This window comes from Lepagella muris, from assembly GCF_004793975.1.
Lineage (GTDB): Bacteria > Bacteroidota > Bacteroidia > Bacteroidales > Muribaculaceae > Lepagella > Lepagella muris.
This window is the reverse complement of the sequence record NZ_SRYB01000013.1, coordinates 39,776-55,686: the sequence shown is the minus strand read 5'-3', so window position 1 is coordinate 55,686 and position 15,911 is coordinate 39,776. Positions and strand designations below refer to the sequence as shown.

Genomic DNA, 15,911 nt, shown 5'->3' with positions numbered 1-15,911 from the left:
ATCCTTAAAATGCCGTAGCTCCTGAAATCAATGGCAACAGTATGCGGCTACGTATGCGATTATTTTGACAAAGGTCGCGCTCAAGCGAGAACACGGCACTCACCACGGCAGTGCAGAGATTGGCATCATAGTTACCACGCAGATGCTCCACAAAGAAATATAGAAGATCATGCAGCTTCTCCTCCACCTCCATGTAGCCCGCCACGGCAGATTCACTTGAAACCTCCACCCGTCCGCTGCTCAATGCCGGGAAAAGCACCTCATCGTCATATCTCAACGACTCGGTCATCTGCATCCTCATGTCCTGATAAAACGTGCGGAGCATGTCAAGATTGTTGTCGTCGCCGCTACGGTCGATAAGAGACTTGAAATGGCGGTCGATATTGGGAAGCTGCACCCTCAGATAATAGGCATTCGTTTTCCGTAGATACGCCACTGTCTTCTCTATCGTGAACGTGCCCCGCGCATTGACCGGGAAATACTCCTCATCGAGAAACGTATTGATCACTGAAAGGAAAAAATCGGGGTCTATGCCACGATCATCGCATACCTCCCCAATGGTGGCATCTCCCACTCCGAGTCTGATGCCCAGTCGGTCTACCACCGGCAACAGACTCGGATGAGACATTATAGCTTCTGATAGTTTTATTTCTCTGTTATATAGAGCCATGTCGGATGATTATGGTGGCATTTTCTGTTATGACCATATCGACGCCCTGGTCATGCGGCTCTGTCGGTACCTCATCCACGAGCTGGAATCCATAGCCCACTCCGATAGTTGTGGCTTTTGCCGACTGAAGCAGACGGTCATAGAATCCCTTTCCACGTCCAAGACGGTTCCCTTTACGGTCGTATGCCACGGCCGGCACTATTATAAGCTCTATTTCCGAAGGATCTACAGTATCCGTCCCGGTAGGCTCCTCTATATGGAAGCTACCCAGCTCCAGACGTGACTCATCATACGGCAATATGTCGAGATTCACGCCATTCACCCTCGGAAGATAGAAATTCTTCCTGTCTGCCCATTTTCTGAGGAAGGCGCGGGTGTTGACCTCATCCGGCAGAGAATGATACATCAGTATCCTGTCTGCCATGATAAACGCCGTAGTCTTCTCCACTCTTGAGAATACCTCTTCGGCAGCCTTCATTCGCTCTATTTCGGACAGCATCCCTCTGAGATGCCTGACCCTTCTTCTGATTTCATTCTTTTCCATTCTCATCGTGTTTTTCATTGTTTTCCAATTGTATGTCGACAGGCGACTCTCCATTCTTAAGAGCATCGTAAGCCCGATTCATTGCCTTGTCGTCGCGATTGAGCAATTCTATAAACGAGGAATAGCCCAACACGTCGCGTGCGATCATTGCCTTTATCTGGTTGAGAAGCAAGCCTCTTGACTGATTTATGTAGTACCAGCGTGCCGGCACGCCGTTCTTGACGGCAAAACTTACGAAGTTCTCAAGCAGCGTATTGTCGCGAGGCAACACTTTCAGTAGCCTGTCGGTGCTCTTAACGTCGTCGAGCATGCTTCGGTATTTATCAGCCACAGAGAGGGCAAATTTCTGTATCAACCCCTTGTTCATCACGTTGACGTAATATGACGTGTAGCCCGTGGTGTCTTCCGGCACAAAGATATCAGGCATGATGCCTCCGCCGCCATAGACCGTGCGCCCGTTTGACGTGGTGAATATCTTGCTCTTGTCAAGCTTTATGCTGTCGGCATTATAGAACTCGCCATGTGAATATCTGTCGATTATATCAAGGTCATACTTATCCTTGTCGCCGCGCAGATATTCCTTCTGGATGGAGCGTCCCGACGGGGTGTAGTAGCGTGCCACTGTCAGGCGTATCGCAGAGCTGTCGGGCAATTCCGTCTGGTTCTGCACAAGCCCTTTCCCGAATGAACGGCGACCCACCACCAATCCGCGGTCATTATCCTGTATGGCACCGGCAAATATCTCCGATGCCGATGCAGAGCCCTCGTTGGTGAGCACCGTGATCTCCACATCCTTGAAGCTACCTCTGCCATCGCTCATCGCAAGCGTCTCGTTTTCCGGGCGGCGACCCTTGGTATAGACTATCATACGCCCTGCCGGGAGGAACTCATTAGCCATATATATAGCCTGATCCATGAAGCCTCCGGTGTTGCCACGAAGGTCGATGATGAATTTCTTCGCCCCCTCTGCCTTCAGATCGTTGAGGGCATTGAAGAATTCCATATACGTGTTGCGTGCAAATTTGGTGACGCGGAGATAGCCCACCTCATCATCCACCATATATTTGCAGTCAACGGAATTGACCGGTATGTCTCCACGTATGACGTCAAACGTCAGTGGCTGCTTCGAACTTTGACGCTTTATCTCAAGCACCACTTTCGAACCTTTCTCTCCCTTCAACGTCTTGAACACATCCTCCTGCCCTATATCCTTTCCCGTAAGCGACTTCCCATCAGCCTTTATTATGCGGTCGCCCGACAGGATACCGACCTTCTCTGCCGGTCCGCCGGGTATCACCTCCACTACATTGACCGTGTCGCCTACTATCTGGAACGACACCCCGACTCCACTGAACGAACCCTGGAGATCTTCATTTACCGCCGTCAACTCCGAGGAGGGTATATAGGCGGAATGTGGGTCAAGCGAATTAAGGAGCTGTGGCATTGTCTCCTCCACAAGCGAATCTATATCGACGACATCTACATACTCCGACTCTATCAGCCGGAGCACGGTGCGGAGTTTCTCCTCCTCTTGCGACAGGGTGCGCCGGGTGATGTACTGACCGATAAACACTCCGCCGGCAAGCCCCACAGTCAGCAGCAGGGGCAACGCCACAAGTCCTATATTTCTTCTATTATTCATTCTCACAGGGTATATAGACGATCTCAACCCCCGCCTTGCGGAGAAGGTCGACACCGTCTGACATTCTATACAATTCCGAGAAGACCACCCGGCTTATACCCGCCTGGATAATCAGCTTGGAGCATTCTATGCACGGGCTCGCTGTCACGTAGAGGGTGCTGCCGGCACTTGAATTGTTGCTTCGCGCCACTTTCGTGATTGCATTCGCCTCTGCATGCAGCACGTAAGGATAGGTATGGTTCGTCTCATCCTCACAGATATTTGGGAATCCGGAAGGTGTGCCGTTATAGCCATCGGAGATGATCATCTTGTCTTTCACGAGCAATGCCCCCACCTTCCTGCGCGTGCAATAGGAATTTTCACTCCATATCCTTGCCATCCTGAGGTAACGCTTGTCGAGTGCCTGCTTCTTTTCACTGTTATCCATCGTCATTTCTCTACTTATGAAATGAATTTGTAATGACTTCCTTTGAAATTGTAATGACTTCTGTCATGAAGCCTGATTCTCTGTTAATCCTGCTCCATAAGGAATTTTTCCGCATCAAGAGCCGCGCGACATCCTGTGCCGGCTGCCGCCACTGCCTGACGATAACGCGGATCCGCGCAATCGCCCGCCGCAAAGACTCCCTCCACGTTTGTGTGGGTAGTGGCTCCCTCCACCTTGATATATCCCTCTTCGTCCATATCAAGCTGACCCTTGAAGATCTCCGTGTTAGGACGATGACCGATTGCAAGGAAGAAGCCGTCGATAGCTATGTCGAATGTCTCCTCCTCGGGAGTGCCTTTATGTCTTACGATATGCGCGCCCTCAACTCCGTCTTCACCGAAAAGACCCAACGTGTTGCAATGATAGAGTATCTCTATATTCTCGCGTTCCTTCACACGACGCTGCATGACGTCAGATGCACGGAGCACTCCACGACGCACGATCAGATAGACCTTCTTTGCCAGTGTCGACAGATAAAGAGCCTCCTCACATGCCGTATCGCCTCCGCCTACAACTGCCACGTTCTTCTTCCGATAGAAAAATCCGTCGCAAGTGGCACACGCACTGACTCCGAGCCCCCTGTATTTCTCCTCATCGGGAAGTCCGAGATATTTGGCTGACGCGCCGGTGCATACAATCACGCTATCGGCATACACCACATCGCCGCGCTCATCCTCACAACGGAACGGACGCTGTGAAAAATCCACTTTCACCACCATACGGGATCTGACGTCGGCTCCAAACCGGAGTGCCTGCTGACGGAACTGTTCCATCATCTCCTGACCCTGTATTCCGTCAGGATAACCGGGGAAATTCTCAATCTCAGTAGTCTGTGTAAGCTGTCCGCCGGGTTGATCACCCTCAAACAGCAGCGGTTGGAGATTAGCACGTGATGCATACAATGCTGCCGTATAGCCGGCAGGTCCTGACCCAATGATCAATACTCGAGTTTTTTCTTCTGACATATATATCTTAAGATGTTTTTATTATATAATACGGAAGTTGCCTGATGAATGCTGCAACCCCATTCTCTTTATATAACAACGTTAACTATTTTTTTCTTTTCAATGACATGGTTTAAACTTCATTTGCCCCATATCTTCCGATATCCCACCATCCACGGTCAACGGAGATCTACAATCTCCGCACGCGGGTATTTCTTACTGGGATATTCAAACTCCGACACCGGTATCGTAATGCCGGTTTTCATTGTCTTGACGTCTACCGTCACATTACCGGAAGCTGTAGTCACCAATATCTTCTCTATCTGGAACGTAGTGGAGTTGATTGTGAACACCAATTTCTTTAACCCGGATTTCTTATCCTTGGGAAGAAGATCCACCACGTATTTCCCCTGACGCTTCACTGTGGAGAACCGGCACGTGAAACCGGCTGCACCGCTTCTGACGTAAAGCAAGGGATTAGATTCCGCAAGTTCCTGCGCTGTCGGTATAGTTACGGTGGTCTCTGACGTGCGCGGATTATAGGTATAGAGAGATTTGCCGTTATACCATGTGGATACTTCCGGCATCAACACCACGAATTTATTACCCGCACTCTTGACAGAACCATTGGAGACACGCCCCTGTGAATTTATGCTGAACGTGGCAGACAGTCCCTTGGTGGTGGTTATTACCGAGGCAGCCTTCTGAGCCACCTGCTCCGCCGTCAACTTTGTGGTGGCTCCGTAAGCATTGACACCTACGGCTATCAATATAGCCAACATCACATAGCTGAGACAGGATAGACTATTTTTTAGCTTATTTTGTTTCATCTGTTTCATCTGTTTCATTTGTTTCATCTGTTTCATCTGTATCGGCTGTTTCAACCGATACAACCGATACAACCGATACAGCGATACAGCGATACAACAGTATCAGCCATTCAATATCGACTCCAAGGTGACAGCATCGACAAGCACAGAACGTGGTTTACCGCCGTGTGCCGGACCGACTATACCTGCCGCCTCAAGCTGATCCATTATCTTGCCCGCACGGTTGTAGCCGATAGAGTATCTTCTCTGGAGGGATGACGTGGAGGCTGTGTTGGACGACACTATCAGACGCGCCACCTCTTCGAAGAGGGCATCCTTATCGCCGAAATTATTACCTGACTCTCCACCCTCACTCTCCGAGCCGGTCACTACAGGGTCAGGCAACTCGTAGGCACCTTGACCGTAGGGCTGACGTGCGATATAATCGCATATCTCCTCCACCTCCGGAGTGTCGATGAAGGCACACTGCACACGCACCATCGGGCTGCTGTTGCTTATGAGCATGTCGCCCCTGCCTATCAGCTGCTGGGCTCCGGTGGTGTCAAGGATAGTCTTACTGTCCACGCCGGAACTTACCTTAAAGGCAATACGCGCAGGGAAGTTAGCCTTAATGATACCGGTGATGACGTTGGTGGAGGGACGCTGAGTCGCTATTATCACGTGCATACCTACCGCACGTGCCTTCTGAGCAAGACGCGCTATAGGTATCTCCACCTCTTTACCGGCAGTCATTATCAAATCGCTGAACTCATCGACCACCACCACAATGTAGGGGAAGAAACGGTGTCCTTCCAGAGGATTCAGCTTCCCTGCCTTTATCTTGTCGTTATACTCGATAAGATTTCGTGCATGAGCCTCCTTTAGGAGCTGATAACGGTTGTCCATCTCCACGCAGAGCGAGCTGAGAGTAGCCACCACCTTATCCATATCCGTGATTATAGCATCTTCCGCACCCGGAATCTTGGCAAGATAGTGCGCCTCTATCTTGGCATAAAGGCTGAACTCAACCATCTTAGGGTCGATCATCACAAATTTAAGTTCATCCGGAGTCTTGCGGTAGAGAAGAGACGCGATTATGGCATTCAGACCTACCGACTTACCCTGTCCTGTAGCACCCGCCACAAGCAGGTGGGGCATCTTGGCAAGATCCGCGATGTAGACATCGTTGGAGATTGTCGAGCCCATGGCTATAGGCAGCTTATATTTAGTCTCCTGATATGCCTTCGACTTGATTATGGTGCGCATTGACACGGTCTGCGGATCCTTGTTTGCCACCTCTATTCCGACTGTACCCTTACCGGGAATCGGTGCGATGATTCTGACGCCCTCCGCCGAAAGGCTCAATGCTATGTCGTCGACAAGATTCCTTATCTTGGCGATACGCACGCCCTTATCCGGGACTATCTCGTAAAGCGTAACCGTCGGACCGACTGTAGCCTCAATGCTTAGGATAGGTATGCCGAAATCAAGAAGCGTCTTCTTAATCTTCTCCTTATTCTCCAACTGCTCCTCCGCATCCACACTCACCTTGACCACACCCTCCCTAAGGATTTCAAACGGCGGGAACTTGTAGGGATGAGCTCCCGGCAGTCCATGATTATCGGGAAGATGCGGGGTCTCCACCTGGGATATGGAATTGACATTGACAATCATATCATCCTCTTCCTCCTCCAAATCAGGATTGTCATCAACCGGTTCGGGATTGGGGGTAACTATAGGTTCCGGAGCCGGAGTTGTCTCAACCGATGACGTTCTGTTTTCTGTCACTGCCTCCGTCCGTGTCTGCTCCTTGGGGGAATGCTCCGACACGATAGGCGCATCATCCTCAATGGAATATTCGGTATCATCAAAATCCGGCAATGTGCTGTAAAGCCCCGGTTCCTCACCGTTGAACACCACCTGCGCATCATCGTCTGATTCCACCATCTCCTCAACAGCATCCGGCACCGCATCAGCATCCTCATAACGGCGCATCTCCTCTATCTCGCGCTCACGCTCACGCTGAATTGCACGTTTCTCCGCCTCCACCTTACGGCGAGCGTCACGGGCACGCTTCAGGCGTAATATCCAATTGATGAAATCCCTCAGACATATCACAAAGAAACAGCCCACAAGGAACATACATAGGATTATCGCTCCTGTCCAGCCAAAGAAATGCACGATAAATTCATTGACGTATCTGCCGTGATAGCCTCCCCAGTTCACCTGAGTATTGAATCCAATGGTGAGCAATCCGATTATAAGCGACACCGTCACCAATGCCACTATCGATTTTATTGTGAAGTCAACCGATTTGAATCTCGGTTTGCCCACAAGCTGCTTCAGCGACATTGCCACAAGCCAAAGCACTATCACGAATGAACCGAGACCAAAACTCTCATTAATCAGGAACTCCGCTATGCGTGCGCCCCCCTCTCCACCGACGTTGGAGATATCGCCAGAAAGACCTATCTGGGTATTGTTAATCTCCGATTGGTCCTTTATGCAGCTCGTGAAATATGACAGGAATGAAAAGCCAAGATATACGGCAAAGAATCCAAGAAACAGACCGAGAATCCAACGGGTAGTCTGAGACCCTACCCATCGCTTTATTTTGGGCACCAAAGGCTCTGCCGGCGCACGTTTCGTCTTAGGCTCCGGTTTCTTTACAACTCTTTTTACAGTCTCTTTTTTCTCCTTGCGCTTAGGCTCCGATTGTCTAAGTTCCTCCGAGACAGGAGGCAAAGTCGGTGCAGGAATCACTTCTTCCGCATCCGGTATATTAGGGTTGAAAGTATCGTAGGCTTTCATAATTCTTATTTTGAGAATGCAAAGATAACGATAAATTAAATTTTTTCCTATCCTTAGACCACCTTTTTTACAACGTTTTTTTCATCAGCCGCACCGCATTTTCAACACTGATGCCACCACGATCCTTAAACACAATTCACAATGCTCTAATATCCAATAAAATACATCACCCATTTTATATTATCTGTAAGGATACAAATAATTTTACTTGATAGTTTCTTGAATGTTTAAAATAATTTAATTAATTTCGCATAGACAAGCATACCTCTCGCCCCGGCAACTCTCACCTCGCTGCGTCTACAAAGCGACACAAATTTGCCGGGCAATCATCATCTCATGTTTGTCTCTCATTATTTATATGCAACCTGTTAAGATAGCCGGTTTTTCTGTATTGGCTCTTCTATGGATATGGCTAAGCCTGACGCTATTGCTGTCGGGCGGATTCAACTTCAAGAATCTGTTTCTTGTGGTGGCTTCCGGCATTATCATTTTCGTGCCTCTGTGGAAAAAATATATCCGGCAGGATAAATGACTACTCATAATGGAACAGAACGAAGAAAGAGCTGCTATGCCTCTCCTGTCTGAAATCAACTCCCCTTCCGACCTCCGCAAACTCCCTGTGGAGCAACTCCCCGCATTGTGCCGGGAGATAAGGGAATTCCTTATTTCCCGCCTGTCTGTTAATCCGGGGCATTTTGCTTCAAGCATGGGGGCGGTGGAACTTATCGTGGCGTTACATTATGTGTATGACACTCCCTACGACCGTCTTGTCTGGGATGTCGGGCATCAGGCGTATGCCCACAAGATACTGACCGGACGTCGTGACGCTTTCGCCGGGCAACGCACATTGAACGGCATCAGTGGATTCCCGAATCCTCTCGAAAGCGATGCCGACACATTTATGGCGGGACATGCCGGAAATTCCATATCCGCCGCCCTCGGCATGGCTATCGCCGACAAACTGACGCCCGAAAACCGCAACCGGAAGACCGTGGCAGTGATCGGCGACGCATCCATCAGCGGCGGTCTTGCATTTGAAGGGCTGAACAATGCCTCGAATCATCCGAATGATCTACTGATCGTGCTTAACGACAACGATATGAGTATCGACCCGAATGTCGGGGCGTTGCATTCATATCTGTCTGACCTCACCACTTCCGCCGGATATAACCGTATCCGGAACAAAATGGCGGGATTTTTCAGAAAGAAAGGGATTCTGACCGACCAAAGGAAGCGGGCAATAATCAGATTCAGCAATTCCATTAAGTCGTTGGTGTCAAAGAAGCAGAATATATTCGAAGGTCTTAATATCCGATACCTGGGACCCATGGACGGGCATGACGTAATCAAGCTCGTGCAAGTGTTCAAGGAAATAAAGAATATGGAGGGACCGCGTCTGCTGCACGTATGCACCATAAAGGGGAAAGGATACAAACCTGCCGAGGATGACCCTGCCGCATGGCACGCTCCCGGAAAATTCGACCCTGCCACAGGCAAGAAAATATCTGTCTCTTCCGATATACTCCCTCCGCTCTGGCAGGACGTATTCGGCGAGACACTCGTGGAACTTGCAGGAATGGACAAATCAATCGCCGGCATAACTGCGGCAATGCCATCCGGCACGTCAATGTCGAAGCTTGCCGAGGCGTTTCCCGACCGCACTTTCGACGTAGGTATCTCCGAGGGTCATGCCGTCACTTTTGCCGGTGGCATGGCTGCTGCCGGCAAAAAGCCATTCGTCGCAATCTACTCATCATTTCTACAGCGGGCTTACGACAATATCATCCATGACGTGGCGATTCAGGGACTCCCTGTCACTTTCTGCATTGACCGTGCCGGACTCGTGGGTGAGGATGGCGTCACCCACCATGGATTGTTTGATCTCGCCTACCTCAATTGCATACCGGGAATGAAAATATCATCTCCCGCCGACGAGGAGACCATGAGGAATCTTATGTTCACCTCTCTATCAATAAATTCACCTTATGCCATACGTTATCCGCGTGGCAGGGCATATCACACTGATTGGAAATCAGAGATGAAAACTCTTGAAGTAGGCAAAGGTAGGAAAATCACCGATCATGCCGATGCAAAAATAGCAATCCTGACGCTTGGTCCTGTCCTTAAGGATGCCATGACTGCAGCCTCACTGCTTGAGGACCAGGGGATCAAGACTGACATATTTGACATGATATGGATGAAACCCATCGACATGGGGATTCTTTCCGATGTGGCGCAAAGATATGACGCTGTCATAACGGTGGAGGATGGTGCCCTTGAGGGGGGATTTGGCGAAACTGTGGAACATCATATTCGCGAAATAGGCTCCGGAATTAAGGTGAAATCGCTGGGTGTGCCTGACAGATGGATCGCACAGGGCACTGTAGACCAACTGAAGAACTTATGCGGATACGACGTTGAGGGGATCATCTCAGCAGCTAAAGAACTCACATCAAACACCAAGGGCTGATGAAGATTGTAATTGCAGGTGCCGGTGAAGTCGGGACCCATCTTGCCAAGCTCCTCTCTAATGAGGATCAGGATATAATTCTGCTTGACAGCGACCAATCAAGGCTGGACGTAATCAACGACAACTACAACCTGATGACTTGGAACGGATCGACATCCTCGTTCGACACGCTACGCGACGTCGGTGTCGACAACACCGACCTGTATATTGCCGTGACTCCCTACGAGACACGCAATCTGACGTCGTGCGCAATAGCGAAAAGACTCGGGGCAAAGAAGACTGTGGCAAGAATTGACAGTTCTGAATTTCTTGACAGCCACAACGGTGAGATTCTGAAGGATATCGGAGCTGACTTCCTTATTTATCCGGAAGACCTTGCCGCTGATGAAATCAATCTGTCGCTGGCTCATAATTGGGCAAGATATTGGGGAGAGCTTCATGGCGGAGGACTTCTACTTATCGGCGTGAAGCTGCATAGCCAGTCGCCTCTTATAAATTACAAGCTGAAAGACCTCCCCGTAAGGGAACATAATTTCCATGTAGCGGCAATCAAACGCAACAATGAGACTATCATCCCGGGCGGTAACGACAAACTGGAATTTGACGACATCGTGTATTTCATCACCACCCCACCCTATATACAGATTGTGCGCGATCTCTGCGGCAAGAAGAAACGCGTGATCAAGAAGGCTCTCATAATGGGTGGAAGCCGCATCGCGCGACGTTTCGCGAAACGCTTTCATGATAAATTCCATATCAAGATAATTGACAACGACAGGGATAATTGCGAATACATGGCTACAGCATTGCCCGACTGCGAGATTGTGTATGGCGACGGACGCGACATCGAGGTGCTCCGTGAGAACAACATATATCAGTATGATGCGTTTCTCGCCCTTACCGATTTTTCGGAGACCAACATATTGTCATGTCTTTCAGCAAAGGAATTTGGTGTGCCCAAGACCATCGCTGACGTGGAGAACCTTCAGTTTGTCAGTCAGGCGGAGAATCTGAACATCGGCACCATCATAAATAAGAAACTACTGGCTTCGAGCCATATTTTCAAGATTCTTCTTGATGCAGACCAAAGCAACGCGAAATGTCTTGCCCTGGCAGATGCAGAAGTGGCGGAAATGCCTGTGCGACATGGGGCGAAAATTGCAAAGGCACCGGTGAAGGATCTTCATCTCCCCTTCGGAATGACTCTCGCCGCAATGGTGAGGGATAATGAGTGCATGCTCGTCAGCGGTAACACTCATCTGCAACCGGGAGATTTTGTCGTCGTGTTCTGTCTTAGCGGCACCATCAGTAAAATTGAAAAATGGTTTAACTGATCATGGCTTTCAAACGACATACCGGCTATCTCAACGTAAGGATGCTGCTGCGCGTGATCGGGTGGCTTCTTCTTATCGAAACGGCATTCATGACTATACCGTTTGCGACAGGACTTATATATAGGGAGGAGAGTGCATTCATGTTTCTGGTGTGCATGGGCATCACTGCCACTTGCGGAATCTCCATGGTGAGTCTTCATCCCAAAAGCAGGGAGATGGGGAAACGTGAGGCAATCGTGCTGACCGGATTGATATGGGTGATACTATCGCTCTTCGGGATGCTACCGTTTCTGATGTGTGGCACTCATCTCGGAGTGACCGATGCTTTTTTTGAGACGATGAGCGGATTCACCACTACAGGCGCCACCGTGCTCGACACTCTTGAAGGCGTGCCCAATTCCATATTGCTGTGGAGATGTATCGTGCAATGGATCGGAGGTCTCGGAATAATCCTCTTCACGCTTGCCGTAGTGCCGATGCTCAACTATCAGGGAGGCATGCAGCTGTTTAATGCGGAAGTGACAGGCATAACCCATGACAAGCTGCGACCACGCGTCAGTTTCACGGCGCAGAGCCTGTGGCTCGTATATATATCCCTCACTACCCTGCTCATTGTGCTTCTGACATTCTCGGAAATGTCAGTATTTGATGCCATCTGCTACGGACTCTCCACAATGTCGACCGGAGGATTCTCCAATAGCGATATCTCCATAAGCGAAGCGGCTGACACTTACGTAAAGATTCTGCTCACTGTCTTCATGTTTCTGGGAGGCGTGAATTTCTCTCTCATATATAAAATGGTGTGTGGCAAATTCCGTTCAGCATTCCGCAATGACGTGCTGAGATGGTATATATTCATCATATTCATCTGCTATGTCGCGCTCACCCTGAACGTGATTGCCAAAGGATTATACCACCATCTCGACGACATCACGATTGATCCACTCTTTCAGGCGGTATCGATTCTGACCTCAACCGGATTGACCGAGCCCGACTTCCATGATTGGGGGTCGATGGCGGTCATAATCCTCATAATCATGATGGTGATGGGGGCTTGTGCGGGCAGCACATCGGGTGGTGCGAAAATCGACCGCTTTCTTGTGCTGTTCAAATTCATAAAGAATGAGTTCTACAAGATAATGCATCCGAGTGCCGTCACTACCGTATGTATCAACGGAAAAGGAACCCCCTCGGCAGTAGTCAACAAGACACTTGCTTTCCTTTTCGTCTATGTGATTGTGATAATGGTAGCCGGCTCCATTCTCGTATTGATGGGGCTCCCGCTGAAAGACAGTTTCTTTGTCGCGCTTTCAGCCATATCCAACACCGGACTCGGAACCGACATCACCGGGCTCGGTGGCAATTTCTCCCTCATCCCGGCAGGCGGCAAATGGCTTCTCTCTTTCGTGATGCTCGTCGGGCGACTTGAGCTATTCACCATCCTCCTTCTCTTCTTCCCCGCTTTCTGGAGAAAATAGACAATTATACATCAACGTCATGAATTTCTAAGGGCTTAGGAAACTGCCGTTTCTCAAGCCGTAATTTCGTTTATCCTATACGTGATTTTACTAACAAAGAGGATGTGTCAAAAAAAACTGACACATCCTCTTTTTAGCATTACATTATTTCGCAACTTGTTGTTGCCGATACTTACTTATCACTTTCTCTCAAGAGTGATGGCGTCAAGAGCTGCGATTGCCACAAGATCACATATCTCCTGTTCGGAGGCGTTGCTGTTGGTGAAGTAGACAGGTTTCTTCAAACCCATCTGTATCGGACCGACGATACTGCCGATACCCATTGATAGAAGCATCTTACCGGTGCAGTTGGCAGCCGTAAGGTTAGGGAAGATAAGAGTGTTGACGCATTTACCCTTAAGGGTATTAAAAGGATACGTCTCGTCGCGCAATTTGGTGTCGAGTGCATATTCCACCTGCATCTCACCATCCACAATAAGCGACGGATATTTCTCATGCAACTCTTTCACCGCAGCAGCGACCATCGTAGCCTCCTCATGCTGCGACGAGCCGAAATTACTGTAGGAAAGCATCGCCATGACCGGCTCCTGTGCGAAGAAACGCACCGTGTGGTCGGCAAGACGGGCAATATCCACAAGTGCATCCTTATCTGCATCCGGATTCACAGCCGTGTCGGCGATAAAGAATGTGCCCTTACGGGTGTTGAGTATATGCATTGTGGCAAAATGACTGTAGCCATCCTGGAGTCCGATGATAGAAACCACATCGCTTGCAGTAGCCTCTCCGGCAGAGTATGTGGAGGCAAGACATGCATCGGCATCCCCTGTCTCAACCATCATCATGCCGAAATATGAACGCTCAAACATCTTGTCAAGTGCGAAGTTGAACGTGAAGCCCTCACGTGCCTTCTTGCTTGCAAGAATCTTGGCATAGCGTTCGCGGGTCTCCGCCTCACGGTCATGACGCGGATTGACAATCTCAACTTTATCGAGAGATAGACCGAGACGGGCGGCACGCTTCTCAATCATCTCCTCATTGCCGAGCACTACAGGACGGCATACACCCTCCTGAGCCACACGCACTGCCGCACGGAGCGTATTATCCATGTTGCCCTCGCAGATTACCACTCTCTTAGGCGTCTGCTTTGCGAGATCAGAGATATGGCGCATCATCTTGCCATCGTCACCCATAAGATTGCGGAGCTTAGTCTGGTAAGCAGCCCAATCAGGTATCGGGCGACGTGCTATACCCGACTGAGCGGCAGCCTTTGCAACAGCCGGAGCCACGCAGAGAAGAAGACGCGGGTCGAGTGCCTTCGGAAGGATATACTCACGTCCGAAAGTGATATTGTTCATGCCGTAAGCCTCATCCACCACTGACGGAACCGGCTCCTTTGCAAGATCGGCAATGGCATGCACAGCGGCAATCTTCATCGCCTCATTGATTGCAGTCGCACCGCAATCGAGTGCGCCACGGAATATATACGGGAAGCCGATGACGTTGTTGATCTGGTTCGGATAATCGCTACGTCCTGTTGCCACGATGATATCGTCACGCGTCTGCATGGCAAGGTCGTAGGCAATCTCCGGATTAGGATTGGCAAGGGCAAACACGATGGGACGCGGAGCCATGGAGAGCACCATCTCGGGAGTGACCACATCAGCAACGCTGAGACCGAGGAATACGTCGGCATCCTTCATTGCCTCCTGCAAGGTGTGGAGATCACGTGTGGTGGCGAACTCCCTCTTCTGTGAGTTGAGACCCTCACGGTCAGCACGTATCACGCCTTTTGAATCACACATCACCACATTTTTGGGATTGACACCCAATGCCACGTAAAGACGTGTGCAACTTATGGCAGCTGCACCGGCACCATTGACAACAAGACGTATATCTCCTATCTTCTTACCCTGTATCTGAAGGGCATTGAGCAGACCGGCACCGGAAATGATAGCCGTGCCGTGCTGGTCATCATGCATCACCGGAATATCACATTCCTCTTTAAGACGCGTCTCTATCTTGAAGCACTCGGGAGCCTTTATATCCTCAAGATTTATTCCGCCGAACGTGGGCGCGATAGCCTTGACGATCTCTATGATCTTATCGGGATCCTTCTCGTTTATCTCAATGTCAAACGCATCAAGGCCCGCAAAAATCTTAAACAGAAGGGCCTTCCCCTCCATTACAGGTTTGCCAGCAAGCGCACCTATGTCGCCAAGACCAAGCACTGCAGTGCCATTGCTTATGACGCCCACAAGATTACCTCTGTTGGTGTAGCGGTAGGCATCCTCCGGATCTTTCTCAATCTCCAGACAGGGATATGCCACACCCGGTGAATACGCAAGGGCAAGATCATGTTGCGAAGCGTAGGGCTTCGTTGGCACTATTTCGATCTTTCCCGGCTTGCCCTCCTCATGATAATCAAGGGCCATTTCTTTTGTAACTTTTGACATGATGTTTAATTTCTCTTTTCAAGAACCTGACAAATTGTTTTACCTGTAGACTTCAACTAAATTTAATCAGTTCCTTTCTTTTGTCAATATTATCCTTTTTATCTATAACATAAACGCAAGATTTTTGAAAAATTACTTACAAATGCAAAAAAATCTTTCAATCCATCGCTATAAATATTATCTCCGGCAAGGTTTTGCGCAATAATATTTTATTTCAAATTTCAAAAAGTTTTCCAAAATATTTTTCATTTTATTATATATCAAATATT

At 49.3% G+C, this 15,911-nt stretch carries 12 protein-coding genes; 4 read left to right on the top strand and 8 right to left on the bottom strand.

All coding sequences use genetic code 11. The features are described 5' to 3' along the window. Positions 1-4 precede the first annotated feature (4 nt). From E5331_RS10200 to E5331_RS10170, 7 genes are all read right to left on the bottom strand, one after another. Positions 5-670, bottom strand: coding sequence for a helix-turn-helix transcriptional regulator (locus E5331_RS10200; RefSeq protein WP_135984610.1), 666 nt, complete (start codon positions 668-670; stop codon positions 5-7). Then, positions 657-1,214: a 5-formyltetrahydrofolate cyclo-ligase gene (locus E5331_RS10195; protein WP_123483972.1), complete on the bottom strand. Its 558-nt coding sequence runs from the start codon at positions 1,212-1,214 to the stop codon at positions 657-659. The genes E5331_RS10200 and E5331_RS10195 overlap by 14 nt, the downstream gene beginning before the upstream one ends. After that, a complete protein-coding gene (locus E5331_RS10190; protein WP_136013253.1) occupies positions 1,201-2,856 on the bottom strand; it encodes a S41 family peptidase in 1,656 nt (551 codons plus the stop codon). The genes E5331_RS10195 and E5331_RS10190 overlap by 14 nt, the downstream gene beginning before the upstream one ends. Further along, a complete protein-coding gene (locus tag E5331_RS10185) occupies positions 2,849-3,283 on the bottom strand; it encodes a deoxycytidylate deaminase (RefSeq protein WP_123483970.1) in 435 nt (144 codons plus the stop codon). Before E5331_RS10185 ends, E5331_RS10190 begins: the two co-directional genes overlap by 8 nt. An 83-nt stretch (positions 3,284-3,366) precedes the next feature. Continuing rightward, positions 3,367-4,308, bottom strand: coding sequence for a thioredoxin-disulfide reductase (gene trxB / locus E5331_RS10180; RefSeq protein WP_123483969.1), 942 nt, complete (start codon positions 4,306-4,308; stop codon positions 3,367-3,369). Between the two features lie 158 nt (positions 4,309-4,466). After that, complete coding sequence (gene lolA1 / locus E5331_RS10175) at positions 4,467-5,153, bottom strand: outer membrane lipoprotein periplasmic chaperone LolA1 (protein ID WP_135984607.1); 687 nt, start codon at positions 5,151-5,153, stop codon at positions 4,467-4,469. Positions 5,154-5,219: 66 nt separating this feature from the next. Then, positions 5,220-7,907, bottom strand: coding sequence for a DNA translocase FtsK (locus E5331_RS10170; RefSeq protein ID WP_123483967.1), 2,688 nt, complete (start codon positions 7,905-7,907; stop codon positions 5,220-5,222). Positions 7,908-8,265: 358 nt separating this feature from the next. Between E5331_RS10170 and E5331_RS20370 the strand changes: the two genes are divergently transcribed. The 4 genes from E5331_RS20370 to E5331_RS10155 are packed head-to-tail and all read left to right on the top strand — an operon-like array spanning position 8,266 to position 13,189. Beyond that, positions 8,266-8,439: a hypothetical protein gene (locus E5331_RS20370; RefSeq protein ID WP_168355202.1), complete on the top strand. Its 174-nt coding sequence runs from the start codon at positions 8,266-8,268 to the stop codon at positions 8,437-8,439. A gap of 9 nt (positions 8,440-8,448) precedes the next feature. Continuing rightward, positions 8,449-10,377, top strand: a complete 1,929-nt coding sequence (gene dxs / locus E5331_RS10165) for a 1-deoxy-D-xylulose-5-phosphate synthase (protein ID WP_275441163.1) — start codon at positions 8,449-8,451, stop codon at positions 10,375-10,377. Continuing rightward, positions 10,377-11,711: a Trk system potassium transporter TrkA gene (gene trkA, locus E5331_RS10160; RefSeq protein WP_123483966.1), complete on the top strand. Its 1,335-nt coding sequence runs from the start codon at positions 10,377-10,379 to the stop codon at positions 11,709-11,711. The genes dxs and trkA overlap by 1 nt, the downstream gene beginning before the upstream one ends. Positions 11,712-11,713: 2 nt before the next feature. Further along, a complete protein-coding gene (locus tag E5331_RS10155) occupies positions 11,714-13,189 on the top strand; it encodes a TrkH family potassium uptake protein (protein WP_123483965.1) in 1,476 nt (491 codons plus the stop codon). A 179-nt stretch (positions 13,190-13,368) separates the two neighbouring features. Here E5331_RS10155 and E5331_RS10150 read toward each other — a convergent pair whose 3' ends face one another. Next, positions 13,369-15,642 carry an NADP-dependent malic enzyme gene (locus E5331_RS10150; RefSeq protein ID WP_123483964.1) on the bottom strand — a complete coding sequence of 758 codons (2,274 nt, stop codon included), beginning with the start codon at positions 15,640-15,642 and terminating at the stop codon, positions 13,369-13,371. Positions 15,643-15,911: the final 269 nt, after the last annotated feature.

What these genes read in the sequence shown, in the direction of transcription:
- E5331_RS10200 (WP_135984610.1), bottom strand. Translation starts at nt 670, where the DNA reads ATGGCTCTATATAACAGAGAAATAAAACTATCAGAAGCTATAATGTCT.
- E5331_RS10195 (WP_123483972.1), bottom strand. Translation starts at nt 1,214, where the DNA reads ATGGAAAAGAATGAAATCAGAAGAAGGGTCAGGCATCTCAGAGGGATG.
- E5331_RS10190 (WP_136013253.1), bottom strand. Translation starts at nt 2,856, where the DNA reads ATGAATAATAGAAGAAATATAGGACTTGTGGCGTTGCCCCTGCTGCTG.
- E5331_RS10185 (WP_123483970.1), bottom strand. Translation starts at nt 3,283, where the DNA reads ATGGATAACAGTGAAAAGAAGCAGGCACTCGACAAGCGTTACCTCAGG.
- trxB (WP_123483969.1), bottom strand. Translation starts at nt 4,308, where the DNA reads ATGTCAGAAGAAAAAACTCGAGTATTGATCATTGGGTCAGGACCTGCC.
- lolA1 (WP_135984607.1), bottom strand. Translation starts at nt 5,153, where the DNA reads ATGAAACAGATGAAACAAATGAAACAGATGAAACAGATGAAACAAAAT.
- E5331_RS10170 (WP_123483967.1), bottom strand. Translation starts at nt 7,907, where the DNA reads ATGAAAGCCTACGATACTTTCAACCCTAATATACCGGATGCGGAAGAA.
- E5331_RS20370 (WP_168355202.1), top strand. Translation starts at nt 8,266, where the DNA reads ATGCAACCTGTTAAGATAGCCGGTTTTTCTGTATTGGCTCTTCTATGG.
- dxs (WP_275441163.1), top strand. Translation starts at nt 8,449, where the DNA reads ATGGAACAGAACGAAGAAAGAGCTGCTATGCCTCTCCTGTCTGAAATC.
- trkA (WP_123483966.1), top strand. Translation starts at nt 10,377, where the DNA reads ATGAAGATTGTAATTGCAGGTGCCGGTGAAGTCGGGACCCATCTTGCC.
- E5331_RS10155 (WP_123483965.1), top strand. Translation starts at nt 11,714, where the DNA reads ATGGCTTTCAAACGACATACCGGCTATCTCAACGTAAGGATGCTGCTG.
- E5331_RS10150 (WP_123483964.1), bottom strand. Translation starts at nt 15,642, where the DNA reads ATGTCAAAAGTTACAAAAGAAATGGCCCTTGATTATCATGAGGAGGGC.